Origin of the sequence: Ewingella allii, assembly GCF_044430645.1 — a bacterium.
Lineage (GTDB): Bacteria > Pseudomonadota > Gammaproteobacteria > Enterobacterales > Enterobacteriaceae > Ewingella > Ewingella allii.
This window is the reverse complement of sequence record NZ_JAWUDN010000005.1, coordinates 87,187-106,991: the sequence shown is the minus strand read 5'-3', so window position 1 is coordinate 106,991 and position 19,805 is coordinate 87,187. Positions and strand designations below refer to the sequence as shown.

At 55.5% G+C, this 19,805-nt stretch carries 21 protein-coding genes; 13 read left to right on the top strand and 8 right to left on the bottom strand.

The window, feature by feature from the left end; all coding sequences use genetic code 11:
- The first annotated feature begins 2 nt into the window (after positions 1 to 2).
- Both SBO83_RS12900 and SBO83_RS12895 read left to right on the top strand, forming a co-directional pair.
- Complete coding sequence (locus SBO83_RS12900) at positions 3 to 635, top strand: LysE family transporter (RefSeq protein WP_396131780.1); 633 nt, start codon at positions 3 to 5, stop codon at positions 633 to 635.
- A 14-nt stretch (positions 636 to 649) separates the two neighbouring features.
- A complete protein-coding gene (locus SBO83_RS12895) occupies positions 650 to 1,096 on the top strand; it encodes a GNAT family N-acetyltransferase (protein ID WP_353503720.1) in 447 nt (148 codons plus the stop codon).
- Positions 1,097 to 1,156: 60 nt separating this feature from the next.
- Here the strand turns inward: SBO83_RS12895 and yfcF are convergent, their stop codons facing one another.
- Entirely contained in the window at positions 1,157 to 1,789 is a 633-nt protein-coding gene (gene yfcF / locus SBO83_RS12890) for a glutathione transferase (RefSeq protein WP_396131779.1), read from the bottom strand.
- A gap of 196 nt (positions 1,790 to 1,985) precedes the next feature.
- Here yfcF and SBO83_RS12885 point away from each other — a divergent pair, with 196 nt between their 5' ends.
- Complete coding sequence (locus tag SBO83_RS12885) at positions 1,986 to 2,543, top strand: hypothetical protein (RefSeq protein ID WP_396131778.1); 558 nt, start codon at positions 1,986 to 1,988, stop codon at positions 2,541 to 2,543.
- A 5-nt stretch (positions 2,544 to 2,548) separates the two neighbouring features.
- Positions 2,549 to 3,025, top strand: coding sequence for a GNAT family N-acetyltransferase (locus SBO83_RS12880; protein ID WP_396131777.1), 477 nt, complete (start codon positions 2,549 to 2,551; stop codon positions 3,023 to 3,025).
- Between the two features lie 7 nt (positions 3,026 to 3,032).
- Here SBO83_RS12880 and SBO83_RS12875 read toward each other — a convergent pair whose 3' ends face one another.
- Positions 3,033 to 3,485 carry a GNAT family N-acetyltransferase gene (locus tag SBO83_RS12875; RefSeq protein WP_396131776.1) on the bottom strand — a complete coding sequence of 151 codons (453 nt, stop codon included), beginning with the start codon at positions 3,483 to 3,485 and terminating at the stop codon, positions 3,033 to 3,035.
- A 71-nt stretch (positions 3,486 to 3,556) separates the two neighbouring features.
- Here SBO83_RS12875 and SBO83_RS12870 point away from each other — a divergent pair, with 71 nt between their 5' ends.
- A complete protein-coding gene (locus SBO83_RS12870; protein ID WP_396131775.1) occupies positions 3,557 to 4,741 on the top strand; it encodes a benzoate/H(+) symporter BenE family transporter in 1,185 nt (394 codons plus the stop codon).
- Positions 4,742 to 4,893: 152 nt separating this feature from the next.
- Positions 4,894 to 5,925, top strand: coding sequence for an L-idonate 5-dehydrogenase (gene idnD, locus SBO83_RS12865; RefSeq protein WP_396131920.1), 1,032 nt, complete (start codon positions 4,894 to 4,896; stop codon positions 5,923 to 5,925).
- Positions 5,926 to 5,994: 69 nt separating this feature from the next.
- On the opposite strand, the gene SBO83_RS12860 is transcribed toward idnD, so the two are convergent.
- Positions 5,995 to 6,219, bottom strand: a complete 225-nt coding sequence (locus tag SBO83_RS12860; RefSeq protein ID WP_185688973.1) for a hypothetical protein — start codon at positions 6,217 to 6,219, stop codon at positions 5,995 to 5,997.
- Between the two features lie 282 nt (positions 6,220 to 6,501).
- On the opposite strand from SBO83_RS12860, the gene SBO83_RS12855 reads away from it, so the two are divergent.
- Both SBO83_RS12855 and SBO83_RS12850 read left to right on the top strand, forming a co-directional pair.
- Complete coding sequence (locus SBO83_RS12855) at positions 6,502 to 7,056, top strand: isochorismatase family protein (RefSeq protein ID WP_396131774.1); 555 nt, start codon at positions 6,502 to 6,504, stop codon at positions 7,054 to 7,056.
- 42 nt (positions 7,057 to 7,098) lie between these two features.
- Positions 7,099 to 8,019, top strand: a complete 921-nt coding sequence (locus tag SBO83_RS12850; protein ID WP_396131773.1) for a helix-turn-helix domain-containing protein — start codon at positions 7,099 to 7,101, stop codon at positions 8,017 to 8,019.
- Here SBO83_RS12850 and SBO83_RS12845 read toward each other — a convergent pair.
- A complete protein-coding gene (locus SBO83_RS12845) occupies positions 8,016 to 9,011 on the bottom strand; it encodes an acyltransferase family protein (RefSeq protein WP_396131772.1) in 996 nt (331 codons plus the stop codon). The two genes, SBO83_RS12850 and SBO83_RS12845, sit on opposite strands and share 4 nt — an antisense overlap.
- Positions 9,012 to 9,256: 245 nt before the next feature.
- Between SBO83_RS12845 and SBO83_RS12840 the strand changes: the two genes are divergently transcribed.
- Positions 9,257 to 10,495 carry an MFS transporter gene (locus SBO83_RS12840; RefSeq protein ID WP_353503730.1) on the top strand — a complete coding sequence of 413 codons (1,239 nt, stop codon included), beginning with the start codon at positions 9,257 to 9,259 and terminating at the stop codon, positions 10,493 to 10,495.
- A gap of 38 nt (positions 10,496 to 10,533) precedes the next feature.
- Here SBO83_RS12840 and exaC read toward each other — a convergent pair whose 3' ends face one another.
- Positions 10,534 to 12,072, bottom strand: a complete 1,539-nt coding sequence (gene exaC, locus SBO83_RS12835) for an acetaldehyde dehydrogenase ExaC (protein ID WP_353503731.1) — start codon at positions 12,070 to 12,072, stop codon at positions 10,534 to 10,536.
- A 178-nt stretch (positions 12,073 to 12,250) separates the two neighbouring features.
- On the bottom strand, positions 12,251 to 12,856 hold the full coding sequence (locus SBO83_RS12830) for a glutathione S-transferase (protein WP_396131919.1): 606 nt from the start codon (positions 12,854 to 12,856) through the stop codon (positions 12,251 to 12,253).
- 225 nt (positions 12,857 to 13,081) lie between these two features.
- Here SBO83_RS12830 and fdhD point away from each other — a divergent pair, with 225 nt between their 5' ends.
- The 4 genes from fdhD (at position 13,082) to yiiM (ending at position 17,740) form a co-directional block, all read left to right on the top strand.
- On the top strand, positions 13,082 to 13,927 hold the full coding sequence (gene fdhD, locus SBO83_RS12825) for a formate dehydrogenase accessory sulfurtransferase FdhD (RefSeq protein ID WP_396131771.1): 846 nt from the start codon (positions 13,082 to 13,084) through the stop codon (positions 13,925 to 13,927).
- 226 nt (positions 13,928 to 14,153) lie between these two features.
- Positions 14,154 to 14,777, top strand: a complete 624-nt coding sequence (sodA, locus tag SBO83_RS12820) for a superoxide dismutase [Mn] (protein ID WP_034794232.1) — start codon at positions 14,154 to 14,156, stop codon at positions 14,775 to 14,777.
- Between the two features lie 225 nt (positions 14,778 to 15,002).
- On the top strand, positions 15,003 to 16,943 hold the full coding sequence (locus SBO83_RS12815) for a methyl-accepting chemotaxis protein (RefSeq protein WP_396131770.1): 1,941 nt from the start codon (positions 15,003 to 15,005) through the stop codon (positions 16,941 to 16,943).
- 116 nt (positions 16,944 to 17,059) lie between these two features.
- The gene (gene yiiM, locus SBO83_RS12810) at positions 17,060 to 17,740 is read left to right on the top strand and encodes a 6-hydroxyaminopurine reductase (protein WP_396131769.1); all 681 of its coding nucleotides are present in this window, start codon (positions 17,060 to 17,062) and stop codon (positions 17,738 to 17,740) included.
- A gap of 42 nt (positions 17,741 to 17,782) precedes the next feature.
- Here yiiM and SBO83_RS12805 read toward each other — a convergent pair whose 3' ends face one another.
- Together SBO83_RS12805 and SBO83_RS12800 are read right to left on the bottom strand one after the other, a co-directional pair.
- Positions 17,783 to 18,145, bottom strand: a complete 363-nt coding sequence (locus SBO83_RS12805; RefSeq protein WP_034794235.1) for a YibL family ribosome-associated protein — start codon at positions 18,143 to 18,145, stop codon at positions 17,783 to 17,785.
- A gap of 65 nt (positions 18,146 to 18,210) precedes the next feature.
- Positions 18,211 to 19,722: an aminotransferase class I/II-fold pyridoxal phosphate-dependent enzyme gene (locus SBO83_RS12800; RefSeq protein WP_396131918.1), complete on the bottom strand. Its 1,512-nt coding sequence runs from the start codon at positions 19,720 to 19,722 to the stop codon at positions 18,211 to 18,213.
- Positions 19,723 to 19,805: the final 83 nt, after the last annotated feature.

Genomic DNA, 19,805 nt, shown 5'->3' with positions numbered 1-19,805 from the left:
CCGTGACCCTGACTGAATCTTTGGTTTCTTACGCCTTTGCCGCCGGTATTCTGACCCTAACGCCGGGTCTGGATACTGCTTTAGTGTTACGCACCGCCGCCAGCGAGGGCAGCAAGAAAGCCGTGCTGGCCGCGCTGGGCATTAGCACGGGTTGTCTGGTTTGGGGGGCGGCAGTTGCGCTGGGTTTAGGGGCGCTGCTGGCGGCGTCAGAGTTGGCATTCAACCTGCTGAAATGGGTTGGCGCAGCCTATCTGTGCTGGCTTGGGGTGCAAATGCTGCTAAAACCGCGTGAAAGCATGTCGTTTAGCGCACAGGACAAAGCCAAGAAAAATCCACTTTTCGGCAGTTGGTTTATCAAAGGTTTGTTCGGCAACGTGCTTAATCCCAAGGTCGGGGTGTTTTACGTGTCGTTTCTGCCGCAATTTGTTGCTACCGGTTATTCGGTTCCGCCATATATTTTCGGCCTGGCGGCCATGCACGCGGTGATTGGCACCCTGTGGTCATTGACCATGATCGCCGCCACCCGACCACTCTCTCGCTGGCTGCAACGCCCGAGCGTGGTGAAAACCTTAGATCGCCTGACCGGCACAGTATTTATCGCTTTTGCAGTTCGTCTCGCGACGACAAAACGTTAACAAAGGAAAGAGTTATGAAAACGCGCATGACCGACACGCCTACTGAGGCTGACATCACTGACATTATCGATGGCCTGCGCGGCTACAATAAAGGCTTTATCCCCGAGCAATCATTCCGGGATTTAGCGATTTTTATCGAAGATGATCAGGGCAAGAAGCAGGCTGGCATTATTGCGGAAACAGTGGGTAACTGGCTTAAAATCATTTACTTATGGGTTGATGAGTCTCTGCGTGGTCAGGACATCGGCACCAAACTGTTGCAGGATGTCCAGCAAGAAGCGCTACAGCGCGGCTGCCGCTACGCCATGGTCGATACCTTTAGTTTTCAGGCGCGCCCGTTCTACGAGCGCCACGGCTTCCATATGCAAATGGCGTTGGAAGATTACATCAAGGATATCCGCGCGCCTGATGAAGCTCCTTCAACCCATACCCGTTTTTACTTAACCAAACGTCTCGGCTGATGGCTGCGCGCGGCGGGGTTCTTCCCTGTCGCGCCACCTCTCTCTTCCCATTGTCGCATTTTACTTGGCCGACAGCGCCAGCCACTCTTTGACCGCCGGACGCTGCCACTGGGCATCGGCATAGGCCGCCAGCTTCTCGGGAACGGCATCGCCATTCAGATGTAACCGATTGATCATCAAAGCCAAATCCACGTCAGCAATACACCACTCGCCAAACATATTCTCACGCTCGCCGAGCAAACGCTCCGCCGCGCTAAACAGTTTTTCCGCCGCCAGTTGCCCACTTTCGCTCAAAGGGGGGAATTTCTTACCGGCGAACACCACCTCGGTGGAACGCTCTTGGCGGATCGGCATTAAATCACTGCGCAGCCAAGCCTGAACTTCGCGCGCTTTGGCACGATTTTCCGGGTCTGCGGGATAGATTGCCGGGAAGGTCGGTGCGGGGAACAGCTCTTCCACATACTCATCAATCGCCGAGGACTCCGACAGCACGAAAGTGCCGTTGGTCAGCGTCGGGACGCGGCGCGTCAGCGAAACCGCCGAATAGTAATCATGCAGATTTTCATCCACTGCCAAATCGATGGTTTCTATCTCAAAAGGGATGCCTTTTTCGGTCAAGGCGACAAAAGCGGACATCACGTAGGGGCTGAAAAACTGTGCATCAGAATATAACTTCAGCGCGGACTGGCTCATCTACTCTCCTGAGAATGCGGAAAAATATTAATAATTAAAAACATAGCGCAAAACGTCAGGGGTGTCGCAGGTTCTTTCAGCGTCTGAATGTTACAAGTTTATGTCATACGCATATTTAATCTTTCTCATCCTCGATTCATCTCCCTATACTGCAAAATAGGCCGTGAGGTAAGACGTGACTCTTTCAGGAAAACCCATGAAAAAACGGACATTTGTGCTGGCAATATTGCTTCCCCTGTTGGTGAGCGCCGCTCAGGCAGCCCCTTCACCCGGCTCGTCTCCGCAGGCGATCAAAGCGCGGTTTAATCAGTTTCAGATTGGCGACAAGACCATTTGTTTGGATGAGTTTACTTATCCCAACAACCAGAAAATGAAGTCATTCGAAAGCGGCTATGTGATCGCCAAACAGAAAGATGTGCTGACTTATGAAATAGTTAGCATGTTTCTGCTGGGTAACGACGTGACCGCGACGGTCAAGGCCGTGGTGGAAAGCCGCCTAAAGACAAAAGGCATGAGCACTGAGTTTAAGCAGGCCTATATTGACGTAAACGGAATGGACAAACCCGAGCAGGCCGCGGCGAAAAGCAACCTTATTCAAGAGTTTCAGAAGATGATTAGCGTGAAACAGGATGACCTGCCTTACGCCGCCATCGTGATAAACGAGCAGGGTTATGTCATTACTACCGTTGAGAAAAATGGTACTAACGTCAGCGAATGCTTTGTAACACCAGTGAAAAAAACCGAAAAGGAGTAAACCTGATGACCCAGTTATCCCCAATGCGTGCAGAGTTTTTCCAACAATTCAAGCAGCAACTCTCCGAAGATTACGCTAAAGAAAACGTTAAATCCGGGCGCTGGCCAGAGCACAATGCGCTGGAGCGAGCGAAGGGAGAAATGGAAAGATCGCTACCACAGGGCATCGCCACTCCAGACAACTATCTGTTTGAAATTAAAACCGATCAGGGTGAAACGGCGGGTTGTATTTGGTTTGCTGTTGAGGAACGACAAGGGGGGCGCAGCGCGTTTATTTATAATGTATTGGTGTTCCCGGAGTTTCGCCGTCAGGGCCACGCCCGCGCCGCTTTCTTACAACTCGAAGAAAAAGTGCGCGAGCTGGGTTTGAAGTCCATCGGCCTGAACGTGTTCTATCACAACAGCGGCGCGCAGGCGTTGTATGCCGGTCTAGGCTATGCGCCAACCAATCTGACCATGGTAAAAAACCTAGCGGATCAATAACCTACCCTCAGCGCTGATATTTGATGAATTCAGTCTGCGTGCCAATCCGGTCATACAGTTTGCGCGCGGTATGGTTGGAGGTTTTAGTGGTCCAGTAGACGTTGGCTTTGTTGTTCTGATCGGCATAGTCATAAACCGCTTCAATCAGTTTCTGACCAATGCCGAGCTTGCGCGCGCTGTCATCCACGAACAAATCCTGCAAATAGACCACCTGCTGCATGTGCCAGCCATGATCGTGGTTGATGCAATTGACCAAGCCCACCAACTTCCCCTGATACTCCGCCACATAGCCAAACATGTCGGGATAATCGCTCTGCGACAGACGCTGGAAGGTGTAATCAAACTGCGCCGGGTCAAGCTCTGACTGGTAGAAGTCGAGATAGTCGCGCCACAGCGCTTCCCACCCTTGGCGGTCAGCAGGGGTCAAAGTACGAATTTTCACCTCATTTGATTGGCTCATTGCGTTCTCTCTGTTAAACATAAGTGGGTGCTTTCGCTTAAATTAATCGTCTATTGCAAGGATTTCCAGCCATGTTGCCGCGCCTTAGCCTCAAAGATGTGACCTTTTCCGCCATTCTCGCCGGTTTTGTGGCGGTACTCGTCGGCTACACCAGTTCGGCGGCCATTATCTTCCAGGCGGCGGAAGCGGCGGGTGCCAGCCCCTTGCAGATTGGTGGCTGGCTGACCATGCTGGGTCTTGGCATGGGGCTGACCTCCATCGGCCTCTCCTTGTGGTATCGCACGCCAATCGTCACCGCGTGGTCGACGCCGGGCGCGGCGCTGCTGGTCACCAGCCTGCCGGGCACCTCGATGAATGATGCCATTGGGGTGTTTATTTTTGCCAGCGGCCTGATGCTGTTATGCAGCGTGACAGGCCTATTTGCCAGACTGATGCACTACATTCCGCAGGCGCTGTCCGCCGCGATGCTGGCCGGAATATTGCTGCGTTTCGGCCTGAACGCTTTCACTTCGCTGCAAAGCAATTTTGCGTTGGCAGGGACGATGTGTCTGGTCTATCTGCTGGCTCGCCGTGCTCTCCCGCGCTACGCCATCGTGCTGACACTGGCCGCCGGGCTGATTGTGGCGGGATTGCAGGGAGACATTAGCCTGCACGGGCAAAGCCTGAGCTTCGCCGTGCCGGAATTCGTCACCCCGCACTTCTCGCTCTCGGCGCTGCTGGGCATCGGCATTCCGTTTTTTGTGGTCACTATGGCGTCGCAAAACGCGCCGGGCATCGCCACGCTTAAGGCTCACGGCTATCAGGTGCCGGTTTCTCCGCTGATTTCATGGACGGCGCTGACCGCCCTGCTGCTCGCTCCTTTTGGCGGCTTCACCTTCTGCATTGCCGCCATCACCGCCGCGATTTGCATGGGAGAAGATATCCACCCTGATGCCAAAAAACGCTATATGGCCGCCGTGGCTGCCGGGGTGTTTTACCTGCTGGCCGGACTGTTCGGCGGCTCTATCGGCCTGCTGTTCACCGCGCTGCCCACGCCGCTCATCCACACCATCGCCGGATTGGCGCTATTGGGGACCATTGCGGGCAGTTTGCAGCGCGCACTGGCGGAAGAGTCGCACCGCGACGCGGCAGTCATTACTTTCCTGATCACCGCCTCTGGCGTCACGCTGCTGGGCGTCGGTTCGGCATTCTGGGGGCTGGTTGGCGGGGTGATAGCTCACTGGGCGCTGACTTTCGGCAAGCAAAAGGCACTGTAAATGTTGAGGGCCTTCAAGTTCTGGGTAACAGGATTTAGTAACACGCTTTAAGGTGATGGCGATCACATTTCTGACGCCATAAACCCTCTTTACTGGCAGCATTCCTGCTGTAAAACGCAGCGGCAAAGCACCTAATAAAGAGCAAAACTATGATGAAGATTGACACCCAATCCTGCGTGGTCACCGGCAAAAAAGATGTCTCCGTGGTCGAGCAGCAGATCGATTATCAGGGCCAGGGCACGCTGGTAAAAGTCACTCGCGGCGGCATCTGCGGTTCTGACCTGCATTACTACGAGCATGGTCAGGTTGGTGATTTCAAGGTGCGAGAAGCCATGGTTTTGGGCCATGAAGTGGTTGGCGTGGTGGAGAAATCAGACACCGATCGCCTTAAACCCGGCCAAAAAGTGGCGTTGAACCCCAGCAAGCCCTGTAAATCCTGTAAATACTGCCTTTCTGGTGATGAAAACCAGTGTACTACCATGAAATTCTTCGGCAGCGCCATGTATTTCCCGCACATCAACGGGGCTTTCACCCAATATAAAATTGTCGACAGCGAGCAGTGTATCGCCTTCGATAATCAGGTTAGCGATCGCCTGATGGTGTTCGCCGAGCCGCTGGCCGTGGCTATCCACGCCGTTAATCAGGCTGGTGATATCAAGGGTAAAACGGTGTTTGTCTCAGGCGTTGGGCCGATTGGCAGCCTGATTGTCGCTGCCGCCAAAGCCAAAGGCGCGAAGGAGATTGTTTGCGCCGATCTGAGTGAACGCTGCCTGAGCCTGGCACAAGAAATGGGTGCCAATATTGCACTTGATGCAGCAAAAGGCGACTTCGCGCCCTATCAGGCGGAAAAAGGCTATTTTGACGTCTCTTTCGATGCCTCAGGCCATCCGTCGTCTATCCGCCGCTGTCTGGAATTAACCCGCGCGCGCGGCACGCTGGTGCAGGTGGGTATGGGTGGCGCAGTGAATGACTTCCCGCTGATGATGTTGATTGCTAAGGAAATTAACTGGGTGGGCAGCTTCCGCTTCACGGAAGAGTTCAATACGGCGGTTGAGTGGCTGGCAAATAAAACGGTTGATCCGATGCCGCTGCTTTCTGCGGAGTTCCCACAAGGAGATCTGGTGGAAGCGCTTGAATTCGCGATGGATAAATCCAAAGCCTCTAAGGTGCAGCTGGTGTTCTAATGGATGTTCCGGCGAGTTAGGCCTTTAATCGTCAAAAAAGGGGAGAGCTAAAACTCTCCCCTCCATTTATTATTTACGCTTGAAGAAGCCGCAGAACATGTCAGCTACAGATTTGAATGTTGATTCAACAATATTACCCACTTCAACGCCGAAAGTATTAGAACCCGTTGGCTTGGTGGTGCCGTTAATCAGAGAGCCGATTTGATCTAAACCGTTATCCAGCAGAGCGCCCACATCACTTAACAGACCGGCGCCAGACACTTCGTTCAACTCATGCTTTTCTAATGTACGCATTTTTAAATCTCCATTTAGATTGTTATTGGTAAATCGCAGAACAACCTTGTTCTACCGAATCACTTTAATACTCAAGTCAGGGGGAAAACCAATAAACTCTATTTAAACAATGCATTACAGGATTAATCGCGAGACATAATTAGAATTGTCCTTAACTATAACCCACCGAATTATCCTCATCGCAGTTCGTCCCTTTCCGCCAGCATGATGTCCGTTTTTGGCATGTCCTTCCCATTTTTTCAGGCGCACACTGGTTTCACACCCATGAGATGGAGTCCTAAAATGACCCGCAGCGCTTTATTAAATATCGACGTTCAACGCTCCTTCGAGCACCGCCCTTTCTGGCAAGAAGAGGATTTACCCGCATTCCAACAGGCGTTGAACCGACTGATCGACGGCTGCCAAACGCGCGGCGTGCCGGTTATTGATGTCTTCCACGTCAACTCTGAGGGGGTTTTCTCGCTGGAATCCGGGCTGGTTACGCCGATGCCCTTCCTGCGCCATACGCCGACTCAGGTGTTTCACAAACACGTTCACAACGCGCTGCTGGAGTCCGGTCTACACGAATGGCTGCAAGAACAGGGCATTACTCACCTGATTATTGCTGGAGCGCGCACCGAGCAGTGCTGCGAAACCACCACCCGCGTGGCGTCGGACATCGGCTATACCGCGACTTTCGTGACCGAAGCGACGCTGACCTTCCCAATGACCCACGCCAGCGGGGAAACCTTCTCCACGGATGCCATTAAACGTCGCACCGAGCTGGTTCTGGCGGACCGATTTGCCACCATCACCGACGTCGATGGCGCGCTGGCGGAGCTTGACCAAGCTGTGTGAAGATGGGATTTCGCAGCCGTGAGTTAGCCAAGAGGTTTCACCATGCAAGACGTTTACTTTGTCACGCTTCCGGGCGTGATGGCGCTGGATTTAGTCGGCCCCGGTGAGGCTTTGCGCCTTGCCGGGCAGTTTCGTCTGCATTACATCAGCCCGCTCACCGAAGCAGAAACCTCCACCGGGCTGAAAGTGGGCAGCTTGCAGCCCTTACCGACCTCCTTCGCCAGTGGAAGTATCATTGTTATTCCGGGCGTTGAGCATTCGGCGGAAAACTTCGCCACGCCCGCCGCAGTGCAAGTGCGCGACTGGCTCAAACAGCAAAAAGCGGCGATTGAACAGGGAGAGGTGACGCTGGTGTGTATCTGCTCCGGCAGCCTGTTGGCGGGTCAAGCGGGATTGCTCGACGGCTACCAGTGCACCACTCACCACGACGTGATCGCGCGTCTAAAGCAACAAGTGCCCAGCGCGCAGGTGAAAGACAATCGCATTTTTGTCGAAGACCGTTTTGTGCTGACCAGCGCGGGCATCACGGCGGGGATAGATCTGACGCTGCACATCATTTCCAGCCGGTTAGGCGCGCAGGCCGCGCTGGACGTGGCCCGCGAGATGGTAGTCTATTTTCGCCGCGCCGGGGATGACCCGCAGCTTTCGCCGTGGCTGAGATATCGCAATCACATTCACCCTGCCGTGCATCGCGCACAAAATCTGATGTCAGCCACGCCAGAAGCCCCGTGGCAGTTGGAAGAGATTGCCGCGAAGGCCCATGTCAGCGGGCGGCATCTGACGCGCCTGTTCCGCCAGCACCTGGGGATCAGCGTGCGCGACTACCATGAGCAGTTGCGTATCGCCGTCGCCCAACAGCGGCTGCAGCAAGGTCTGGGCATTGAGAAAGCAGCCCTCGCCGCGGGATTTACCTCCGGCAGACAGTTACGGCGGGCACAGGAGAGATGGCCGAGTGGGCACTAACTGACCCATTTTTGGCGATCGATTTTCGCCAGCAGCACTGCCAACCCAAGACTTCCCAGCAGGCCGCACAGGAACAGGAAGGCGATATTGACCAACGGCCACTGCGGGAAGCCAATGTGCGCACCGCGCAGGCCGATGATGATCAGCGCGTGAAAGCCGTAGATCGCCAGTGAATGGCGCGAGATGATTCCTAGCCCCGGCAGCACTCGCGAATCCAGCGCGTTCTTGCCGATAACGAATAGCGAAATCGCCGAGATAAACACCAGCGGGCCGGTGTAAACATAGTAAGTGTCGGCGAAGTTTTGGTTGATCAGCGACTGGTGGTAAGTCCCCCAAGCTACCCCCAAAGTGCTGAGGATAAACAGCCCGCAGGCCACGGGCGTGACGCCGGTTTTCTGCGTATTCATCATGCCCATCGCCCGCCCCATCAGCGCATAGAGCACGTAATAGAAGGTGTTGCCGCCGATATACAGGTTGAGTGGCAAAATCGCCACTCGGTCAATGCGCAGCGCCGGAAGCTGTGGGTTAGCCAGCACGCCAAGCAGCAGCCCGGCCACCAGCAAATATTTACCCGACACCTGTTTGACGTTAATCAGTGGGGAGAGCAGGTAAATCACCACAATGGCGTAGAAGAACCAGAGGTGGTAAAACACCGGCTTTTGTAGAATAAGACGTAAAGAAGGCCAAAAGCCAACATTTGTAAAACTTAAGATGTAAATCAGCGACACCGCGCTATAGAACAACAGGCATAAGCCGATACGCAGGAAATGGCGTTTCTCCGCGCTTTTTTCGCCGAAAAACAGATAGCCCGAAATCATGAAAAACAGCGGCACGCAGACCCGCGAGGCGGAATTGAGCAGATTGGCGAGGGTCCAATCAAGAGTATGGATGGCGGCGAAATTCACTACCTGCGCCGTGCTGGCGTGGATCATCACCACCATCATGCAGGCCACCGCCCGCAAATTGTCTATCCAGCTGATTTTCTGATTCATTAAACTCTTTTTTCCTACAAAGACCTTCACTTTCTACCTTTATTAGCAGGTTAATGAGCTTTGACTAGGCTAACAAGCTAAAAGTGACATTCTCAGAAAGTGCTAAACACAAAAAGAGGATTGCGCTTAGTTCAAAAAATCGGCAAAATAGCCGCCATTACTGCCCCGCCTGCGTTACCTGCCCGGACAGTCCCTATTTTCTTGCTAGTTTCCCATGATCTAGCCTTACGTCGTGAAATAACAACATGCATAACTCTCCAAATACCGCGTCCCTTTTGGATCGGCGGGCGCTTCTGTTCCCGCTTTGTCTGGTGCTTTTTGAATTCGCCACTTATATCGGCAACGATATGATCCAACCCGGCATGCTGGCCGTGGTGGCGAATTTTAACGCTGGCGAAGAGTGGGTTCCAACCTCGATGACCGCCTATTTAGCTGGCGGCATGTTCCTGCAATGGCTGCTCGGGCCGCTGTCGGATCGCCGTGGGCGTCGGCCGGTGATGCTGGCCGGGGTCGGTTTCTTCATCGTAACCTGTCTGGCGATTTTGTTCGCCCAAAGCATCGAGCAATTTATGGTGATGCGCTTTTTGCAGGGGATTAGCCTGTGCTTTATCGGCGCGGTGGGGTATGCAGCGATTCAGGAATCTTTCGAAGAGTCGGTGTGCATCAAAATCACCGCCATGATGGCTAACGTCGCGCTGATAGCGCCGCTACTCGGGCCGCTGGCCGGAGCCGCGCTGGTGCAGTTCGCGCCTTGGGAAACCATGTTCGTGCTGTTCGCCCTGCTGGCCGCCATTGCCTTCTGGGGCCTGTGGAAATCAATGCCGGAAACCGCATCGCGCCTGGGCGAAAGCTTCTCCATGAAGAGCCTGTGGAAAGACTATAAAGAGGTGCTGAAAAACCGTCAGTTCCTGTGCGGCGCGCTCGCCATTGGCTTTGCCAGCCTGCCGCTGCTGGCGTGGATTGCCCAATCTCCGGTGATTCTGATCAGCGGCGAAGGCCTGCCACCGTTCGAATACGGCCTGTTGCAGGTGCCGATTTTCGGCGCGCTCATCATCGGTAATATCACGCTGGCGAAGCTGACTGGCAAACGCAGCGTCGAGCAGTTAATCAAGCTGGGTGCCGGACCCATGGTAGTCGGACTGATTATTGCCGCGGCGGCCACCCTGCTGTCGGGCCACGCCTACTTCTGGATGACCGCAGGGCTGAGCCTCTACGCCTTCGGCATAGGGGTGGCTAACGCCGGCTTATATCGCTTAACGCTGTTCTCCAGCACCATGAGCAAAGGCACGGTATCCGCCGCGATGGGGATGATCAGCATGGCGGTGTTTACGCTGGGCATTGAGCTGGCGAAAGTGGCTTACGTCGAGGGTGGAAGTGGTTTATTTAACCTTTTCAACCTGATAAGCGGACTGTGCTGGTTAGCCTTAGTGGCCGTGTTTATCCGCCGCCGTCAGGTGTTCGTCGCACCGAACAGCGTGGTGTAGCAGAAAAAGGTCCGCAATAGCGGACCTTCTTTTTATGCTTAAAACAGACCCATCGGCTTATCGGAATAGCTGACCAGCAGGCACTTGGTCTGCTGATAGTGGTCCAACATCATCTTGTGGGTTTCGCGCCCGATGCCCGACTGTTTATAGCCGCCGAAGGCCGCGTGGGCCGGATAGGCATGGTAACAGTTGGTCCACACGCGCCCCGCCTGCAAGTTCCGCCCCATGTGGTAGGCCACGCTGCCGTCGCGGCTCCACACCCCAGCTCCCAGCCCGTAAGCCGTATCGTTGGCAATCTCCAGCGCCTCGTCCATGTCTTTAAAGGTTGTGACGGCCAGCACTGGCCCAAAGATCTCCTCCTGGAACACGCGCATGTTGTTTTTACCCAGCAAGATGGTCGGTTGCAGGTAATAACCCTCATTGAGCGAGCCTTCCAGTTTCTTGCGTGCACCGCCGGTCAGTACCTGAGCGCCCTCTTTCTTGCCGATTTCGATATAGTCCAGAATGGTTTTCATCTGGCCCGCCGACACCTGCGCGCCCATCTGGGTATCCGCGTCCAGCGGGTTGCCGGTGCGAATAGCCTCCACGCGCTTGATCGCCCTTTCCATAAAGCGTTCGTAAATTGACTCTTGCACCAAGGCGCGGCTCGGGCAGGTACAGACCTCGCCCTGGTTGAAGGCAAACAGGGTGAAGCCCTCCAGCGCCTTGTCGAAGAAGCTGTCTTCTTTGTCCATTACGTCCGCAAAGAAGATGTTCGGCGACTTGCCGCCCAGCTCCAGCGTGGCGGGGATCAGGTTTTGCGCGGCGTATCCGGCAATCTGCTGGCCCACTTCGGTGGAGCCGGTAAAGGCCACTTTGGCGATGCGTTTAGACGTCGCCAGATATTCGCCAATCTCGCCCCCCGCGCCGTTAACCACGTTGATGACTCCAGCGGGCAGAATGTCTTTCAGCAGATCCATCAGCAGCAGCACGGAAAGCGGGGTCAGCTTGGCAGGTTTCATCACAATGCAGTTACCCGCCGCCAGCGCCGGTGCCATCTTCCAGCAGGCCATCAGCAGGGGGAAGTTCCACGGAATGATCTGCGCCACCACGCCCAGCGGCTCGTGGAAATGGTAAGCCACGGTTTCGCTGTCGATTTCACTGATGCCGCCTTCCTGCGCGCGTACGCAAGAGGCGAAATAGCGGAAATGGTCGATAGCCAGCGGCACGTCGGCACCCGAGGTTTCGCGGATCGGCTTACCGTTATCCCAGGTTTCGGCATTGGCCAGCAGCTCGAGATTTTGCTCCATACGGTCAGCGACTTTGAGCAGCAGATTGGCGCGCTCCTGCACTGAAGTCTTGCCCCATGCGGCTTTGGCGGCGTGGGCGGCGTCCAGCGCCAGTTCAATATCATCTTTGCTGGAGCTGGCCACTTCGCACAGCGCCTCGCCGGTAATTGGCGTCAGGTTGGAATAGTATTCGCCCTTCACCGGCGCGACCCACTCGCCGCCGATAAAGTTGTCATAACGTTTTTTCAGTTTCAGCGGGAAACCATACTCTTCGGGTTTTACGGCGTGCGGGGTCTTGTCATAAGCCATGGTGAATCTCCTTTATGCTGCCTTGAACGAGAGTAAAACGCAGAATGCTGTATAAAGCGTAGGCAGTCAGGAAATTAGTGGCGGGATGTAAAGGGAACTCTTCGAGCAGCCTCACAACTTTTCAGCCGGAGGCGCACGAGATGCTCAAAGGGGGATAGATCGGCAAGAAAGAGCTAGATTAAGGCGGCGCGGTGCGGGAAAAGCTTTCGCGCTGGAACAGGCGCTCTACCAGCGAAACCAGCTTCGGGCGCTCGACGCACCAGCCGGGAGCCACGCGTCGATAGTTGATATATCCCAGTGCGCAGGCGACGGCGATATCCGCCACGTTCAGGCTTTCGCCATTCAACAAAGTGCGATTTGCGGCATGCTGCTCTAAGGTGTCGAGGCCGCGCAGCACCTTGGCGCGCTGTCTTACCACCCACTCTTCATTGCGCTTGTCGGCGTCGCGCTTGCTTTCTAACACCAGCGCCACGGCGGCGTCGGTCACGCCATCGGCCAGCGCCTCAATCTGTTTAACCCGCAATGCCTCCAGCGGCTGCCAGGGCAGCAGCGTAGGGGAAGCATTCTGCAACTCGATAAACTGCACGATGATCGGCGAATCGTAAAACACCTCGCCTTCGTCAGTGACCAGCGCGGGCACTTTGCCCAGCGGATTGTAGTCGGTGATTTTGTTGCCCGGCTCGCTCGGTGGGTCATTCACAAACTCAAAAGGAATGCCCTTTTCCAGCAGCATGACTGAGATTTTACGCACGTATGGACTGGTGTAGCTGCCGACTAGCTTCATCATATTCTCCCGCGTTAAGACCTATTTTAAAGCTAGCAGCCAAGCCCCGCTTTACCAAGCTACGCCGCGCAAAGCGCCATTTTTAAGAATTGCCCTTCACGCGTCCTACACCAAAAATGCCTTTCTGCCGCGTCAGCCTCGGTTTTGCGCAATCAGGCTTTCCCCTCTGAGAAGCGAAGCGTTAAAATATTGTTTAAATTTCGTAGTGTTTAAAAGGTTATTTCGATGGATGTTCTGCGCCAGAACCCTTCTGACGAAAAAGACGATCAGACCCTGACGTCGATTGTCGGGGCAACCCGCAAGCCGGTGATGCAGCGCGGGCATCTGGATGCGCCAGAGGATGACTGGATCGCCGAAGAAGTGCCGGTAGCACTGGTCTACAACGGTATTTCTCACGTGGTGATGATGGCTTCGCCAAAAGATCTCGACGCCTTCGCGCTCGGATTTTCTTTATCAGAAGGCATTATCGAATCCGTCTCTGACATTTACGGTATGGATGTGTCATCCAACTGCAATGGCATCGAAGTTAACATCGAGTTATCAACCCGACGTTTTAGCGGTTTAAAAGAGCGCCGCCGCGCGATGGCCGGACGCACCGGCTGCGGCGTGTGTGGCATTGAGCAACTCGGCGATCTGTTCCGCCCGCTCAAGCCGCTGCCTTTTACTCAAGCCTTTGATTTAGCGCTGTTAGATCAGGCGCTGAGCCAGTTGAAATCGGTGCAAACCATCGGCCAGCTCACCGGCTGCACTCACGCCGGAGCATGGATTAGCCCACAGGGCGAACTGCTCGGCGGCTGTGAAGACGTCGGCCGCCACGTCGCGCTGGATAAAATCCTCGGCGTGCGGGCCAAGAAAGCCGACTGGCATCAGGGCGCGGCGCTGGTATCGAGCCGCGCCAGCTATGAAATGGTGCAGAAAGCCGCAATGTGCGGTGTCGAAATTCTGTTTGCCGTCTCCGCCGCCACGCAACTGGCGGTGGATGTCGCCGAACGCTGTAACCTGACGCTGGTCGGCTTCAGCAAGCCGGGGCGGGCGACGGTCTATACTCATCCACAGAGGTTGAGAGGCTAAGCGCGTCGGATTGCTCTCAATTCAGCGTTAGATTGTTTATTACCAGCTTATTTGTACTTGCTCTAAGGGCGGCCGAAAGCCCCGCCTGACGGGCCTGAGAGAATACCCGCACAAAGTGCGGAGCATAGATAATCATTTTCAATATCATTTAATTAACTATAATGATCCCACTGATTACGCGGTGCTCACAATGACGGTGCCGCCCTACACTATGGAGACGATGAACATGAGTTATTCACTGCCATCACTGCCTTACGCATACGACGCACTCGAACCGCATTTCGACAAACAAACGATGGAAATCCATCACACTAAACACCACCAGACCTACGTTAACAACGCTAACGCTGCGCTGGAAAGCCTGCCAGAACTGGCAAAACTGTCTGTTGAAGAACTGATTGCCAACCTGGACAAAGTGCCAGCTGACAAGAAAGTTGCTCTGCGCAACAACGCAGGCGGCCACGCTAACCACAGCCTGTTCTGGAAAGGCCTGAAAACCGGTACCACCCTGCAGGGCGACCTGAAAGCGGCAATCGAACGTGACTTCGGCAGCGTTGACGCTTTCAAAGAAACCTTCGAGAAAGCAGCAACTACTCGTTTCGGCTCAGGCTGGGCGTGGCTGGTGCTGAAAACCGACGGTAAACTGGCGGTAGTTTCTACTGCTAACCAAGACAGCCCGCTGATGGGTGAAGCAATCTCTGGCGCATCTGGCTACCCTCTGCTGGGTCTGGACGTTTGGGAACACGCTTACTACCTGAAATATCAGAACAAACGCCCTGACTACATCAAAGCATTCTGGGACGTTGTGAACTGGGACGAAGCAGCAAAACGCCTGGCTGAAGCGAAATAATTTCGCGCCCCTAGGGGTTCAGCAACGCACATCAGGCGGGGGCTTCCCCGCCTTTTTTACGCCCATTTTTCGCCCCCTTATTGCAGCCTTTTCTCTCAATTTTCAGACCTTGCTCGCACTTCTTAAATATCCTGCCCCATCCCCCTAAAGTTTGGCTTAAGTCATTCCGATAGACCCATCACAAAGGCATCTCTTTTTAAGCATGGACGTTGGGGGAAAATAGTTATGGGAATCGGTTTAGTACAGCGCATTGATAACCTAAAAGTCGGCACCAAGCTCGGGTTAGGTCTGGGGTTTATTTTGCTGATTGCCGTGGTGATTTCCGCCGTCGGCATGATCAAGTTTAAAAGCATCGACCAGCGGGCCGATAAGGTCGATTTCAGTAACAAAATTAATACGTTACTACACGACGCACGCATCAATCGCACTTTATATCAACTCAATTACGACCCCGTTTATCTGGAGAAAAACCAGCAGCTCATCGCGCAGGTTGAGCAACTGTTGGATGAGTCCAAAGGCAGGATGAGCTGGGAGCCAAGAAACCTAGCCAATTTGGATCAGGTGCCGGTAAAAATTAAGGAATACAAACAGGCGCAGACGGCTTTCAAGCACGCGGTGGATGAAAAAGACGCGGTGCGCAAGAGCTGGAACCTGTCGGACACTGAAGACATCCTCAAACGCTTACAAGAACAGCTGCGGGTAGAAGATGTAGATCCGTCGATTCGCATGTCGCTTTCTGAAGTGATTCAGAAGCTGATCAGCATCCGCTATTACGTTCGCGGCCTGCTGCTCAGCCCAACTCAGGCGTCAGAAGCGCCATTATTGCAGGCAATTGACGATACCAAGGCCAATGCTACCAAGCTCAACGCCCTGCTGTTGCCAAACCAGCAAGAGACGCTGGCGCCGCTGATGAACGCGCTGGCGAGCTATAAATCACACGTCGTGGCTTACCTGCCTGCCGTCGAGCGCGAGAAGGCGGCCTCGCAGATCTTGGCGGTAAAAGCCAATGATATGAACTCCTTAGTGGCGGATATATTCAAAAACGAGCTGGAGAGCACCCACGCCGACATCAACAAAGCGCTGATGCTGATGGGTATTATTACGCTGGCGGTGCTGGTTATCGGCACCCTGTTCTCGTGGCACATCACCCGCCAGTTAACCCATCCGCTGCGTGCCACGCTGGCCACCGCCGAGCTGATTGCCAAGGGGGATCTCACGGCGGCGCAGCCTACCGCCCGCCGCGACGAGCTGGGCATGTTGATGAACGCCGTGGCCGGAATGAGCCAGAACCTGCGCAAAATGATTTATGAAATTCGTACGGGCGTCGGTCAGGTGTCCCACGCGGCGGCGGAAATTGCAGCAGGGAATACTGATTTATCCTCGCGCACCGAGCAGCAGGCGGCGGCAGTGGAAGAGACCGCCGCCAGCATGGAGCAGCTCAGTTCGACAGTGAAACAAAACGCCGAGAACGCCCACCATGCCAGCAAACTGGCCTCTGATGCCTCCCAAACCGCCACCCTCGGCGGCAAGCAGGTCGGCGACGTGGTGCTCACCATGCAGCAGATCTCCAGCAGCTCCAAGCGCATCGCCGAGATAACCTCCGTGATCAACGGCATCGCCTTCCAGACCAACATTTTGGCGCTGAACGCGGCGGTGGAAGCTGCCCGCGCCGGTGAGCAAGGACGCGGCTTCTCGGTGGTGGCTTCCGAAGTGCGCACGCTGGCCCAGCGCAGCGCGCAGGCCGCCAAAGAGATTGAAGGGCTGATTGCCGAGTCGGTCGAGCGGGTGAATACCGGGGCTAAATTGGTGGAAAGCACCGGTCGCACCATGCAGGACATCGTGCAGTCGGTGACCAACGTGCGCGACATTATGGGCGAAATTGCCTCGGCGTCTGACGAGCAGAGCCGCGGCATCACGCAGATCTCGCAAGCGATTGTCGAGATGGACAGCACCACCCAGCAGAACGCCGCCCTGGTTGAGCAGTCCGCCGCCGCCGCTGATTCTCTCGAAGAGCAGTCGCGCCTGCTGACCGAGGCCGTGTCGGTGTTCCGCCTGTCGGACAGTGACAGCAAGACGTCAGCCGTAACTGCGCGCGCGCCAAAGTTGCACTCCCCGCTGCTGCCGCGCCCGGCGGGGGTCAGTCAGGATAATTGGGAAACCTTCTAAGCCTGTTACCCTCCCCGTGAAATGCGCCCAGCCGGGCGCATTTTTTTTCGCCTGTTTAGCCGGGCAATTGCGGGGTATGCTGAAGCACCAGGGCAACGACATGACAGGAGGTTTTTATGCATTACCCGGACGTGTATATCGGCGCGGTCAAACCCTATGAGAATGACAGACCGAGCGCCATCGGCAAACGGCAGGTAGACGGTATTTTACAGCTCAAAGCGCTAGGGTTAGAAGGTGACGAGCAGGCCGAAAGCAGCTACCACGGCGGGCCAGATCGCGCCTTATGCCACTTCCCCCGCGAGCACTATGCGTGGCTGCGCCAGCACTTTCCCGAGCAGGAAGAGCGTTTCCATCCGCCCGCCTTTGGGGAAAATTTATCCACCCTCGGCCTGACCGAAGCTAACGTCTTCATCGGCGATATTTTCCGTTGGGGCGATGCGCTGATTCAGGTCACTCAGCCGCGATCCCCCTGCTACAAGCTCAATACCTTTTTGCACTGCCCGCAGATGTCGCAGGTGTTACAAGACACCGGCAAATGCGGCTGGCTCTACCGCGTGATCGCCACTGGCAGCGTGAGCGGAGATAAACCCTTTGAATTGATGACCCGCAACAGCGACGTGTCGGTGGCTGAGGCGATTTCCATCGCTTTCAACATGCCTTTCGACGAAGAGCAGTATCGCCGATTAATGAACGCAGCGGGGCTGTCCGCCAGCTGGAATAAAACCATGCAGATGCGGCTGATTAATCGCAAGATTGAGGATTTTGGCAGAAGGTTGTTTGGTTCGGCGGGTAAATGATTTTAGCTCCTCCCTGCGCGATGCAGGGAGGAGATTCGCGGCTTAGAAGGCTTTTTTGGCGTAACCGGTCACCACTTTCAGGCCCATTTCGCGGCCCAGCGCGGTCATCGGGTGAACCACCACGATGCCACGCACGGTTTTCTTCAGCGTGCCCATGTCGGCCTGCTCTTTCTTAGTGATTTCGCGGCTAAATGGCAGCGTTTCCAGCTTTTGCGCTTCTTTGCTCAGCTTCTTAACGCGCACGTCTTTCAGGCGAGCGATTTCGGCCGCCAGCTTCTCTTTCTCTTCTTCATGCTTGGCAATCAGCTCAGCGTTACCCTGTTGGATAACGGTCGCATCTTTGTGGTTCAACGCGTCCAGCATGTCACTGAGGCGTTTGATTTCGGCTTTTTCGACTTCTTTCATAGTATTTTCGACCCGTAGGTGCCGCAGCGGGCACGATGTTGCTAAAGACAATAGCCGCTAGTGTATCAGGAAGTGCGGGTTTCATCAGCCCGCGCATCATCGGTAGTTTCCGCCAGCCCCGGCGGCAGGCCGCTCATCTCACAGGCTCGCTGCCCCAGGCGCGCCAGCGCGGCGGTGTAACGCACGTCGAAAGGGTAACAGCATGAGAGCCGCAGGCCATTGCTGTAGCGCCCGCTCGGCGAGTAAAGCGTGCCGGGCGTCAGGCAGATTTTCTCTTCAATCAGCTGCTTAAAGAGCGCCACGGTATCCACGCCCGCCGGGAAATCTACCCAAAACACAAAACCGCCCATCGGCCGCGTGGAGCGAGTTCCCTGCGGGAAGTATTTTGCAATCAGCGCTCGCGCTTCGTCCACCTGCGCCTCATAGCGGCGGCGTAAACTGCGCAGATGGTGGTCGTAACCCCCTGACTCGAGGAACACCGCCAGCGTTTGCGACAGCAAAGAGGACTCGGTCATCGACGACACCGCCTTCAGCTTGCGCAGTTTGTCGGCAAAGCGCCCGCCCGCAATCCAGCCAATGCGAAAATCGGGGGCCAGCGTCTTGGTGAAGCTGGTGCAAAACAGCACCCAGCCGTACTTGTCGAAGGATTTCACCGCCGGAGAGAGCGCGTCGCTAAACTGAATTTCGGCATACAGTCCGTCTTCTATCAGCGGCACGCGATGATCGTTCATCAGGCGCGCCAGCCGTTTTTTCGCCGCCAGCGGCATGGTGAAGCCCATCGGGTTTTGCGCGGTTGGCATGGCAATCACCGCGTTTAGCCGCTTCTCATTGAGCATCAATTCGAGGGCGTCGAGAGACAGGCCGGTCTGCGGATCGGTAGGGATTTCCACCGCTTTCAGCCCAAGGCTCGCCAGCAGCGGCAGCAAATAGAAGTAGGTCGGCGTCTCCAGCCCGACGCTGTCGCCCGGCTGGGTGGTGACGCGCAGCGCCAGTTGCAGCGCTTCCATACAGCCGTGGGTCAGAGTGATGTCGGCGGCTTCCAGCATCATGCCCAGAGCCAGCGAGCGCCGGGCGATTTGCTGGCGCAGCGGCAGATTCCCGGGCGGCAGCGCGTACTGGCCAATCAAGTGTGGCTGGCGGCGCAGCAGCGAGGACATGATGCGCCCCAGTTTCGCGCCGGGGTAGAAGTCGTTGGCCTGCGGGCAAGCCAGCGAGAGATTGGTGTAGGCCGGGTTGATTTGCGCGGCAAACACGGTGTCAATCAGGTCCAGCACGTTGTCGGCTGGCTCCGCCGCTGGCCCGTGGGGCAAGTGCCGCACCTCGAGGGCCGGGAGCGCCGTGCGCACGTAGAATCCCGACTGCGGCCGCGCTTCAATCAGTCCGCGATCTTCCAACCGGCGATAGGCCGCCACCACGGTATTAATGCTGACCGAATAGGTCTGGGCCGAGCGCCGCACCGAAGGCAAACGGCTGCCAGCGGGCAAGGTGCCGCGCCGAATCGCCTCAGCCAGATTATCGGCCAACAGGTTGTAGCGCGTGTCGCCCGCGCTGTTTGCATCGATCAAAGGGGTTAGCATCTCGGCCATGGTGTCAGTTCCGCAAAATTGAATGAGTACAGTTTATTTTTAGTAAAACTGTAACCATGACAATAGCTTATTTT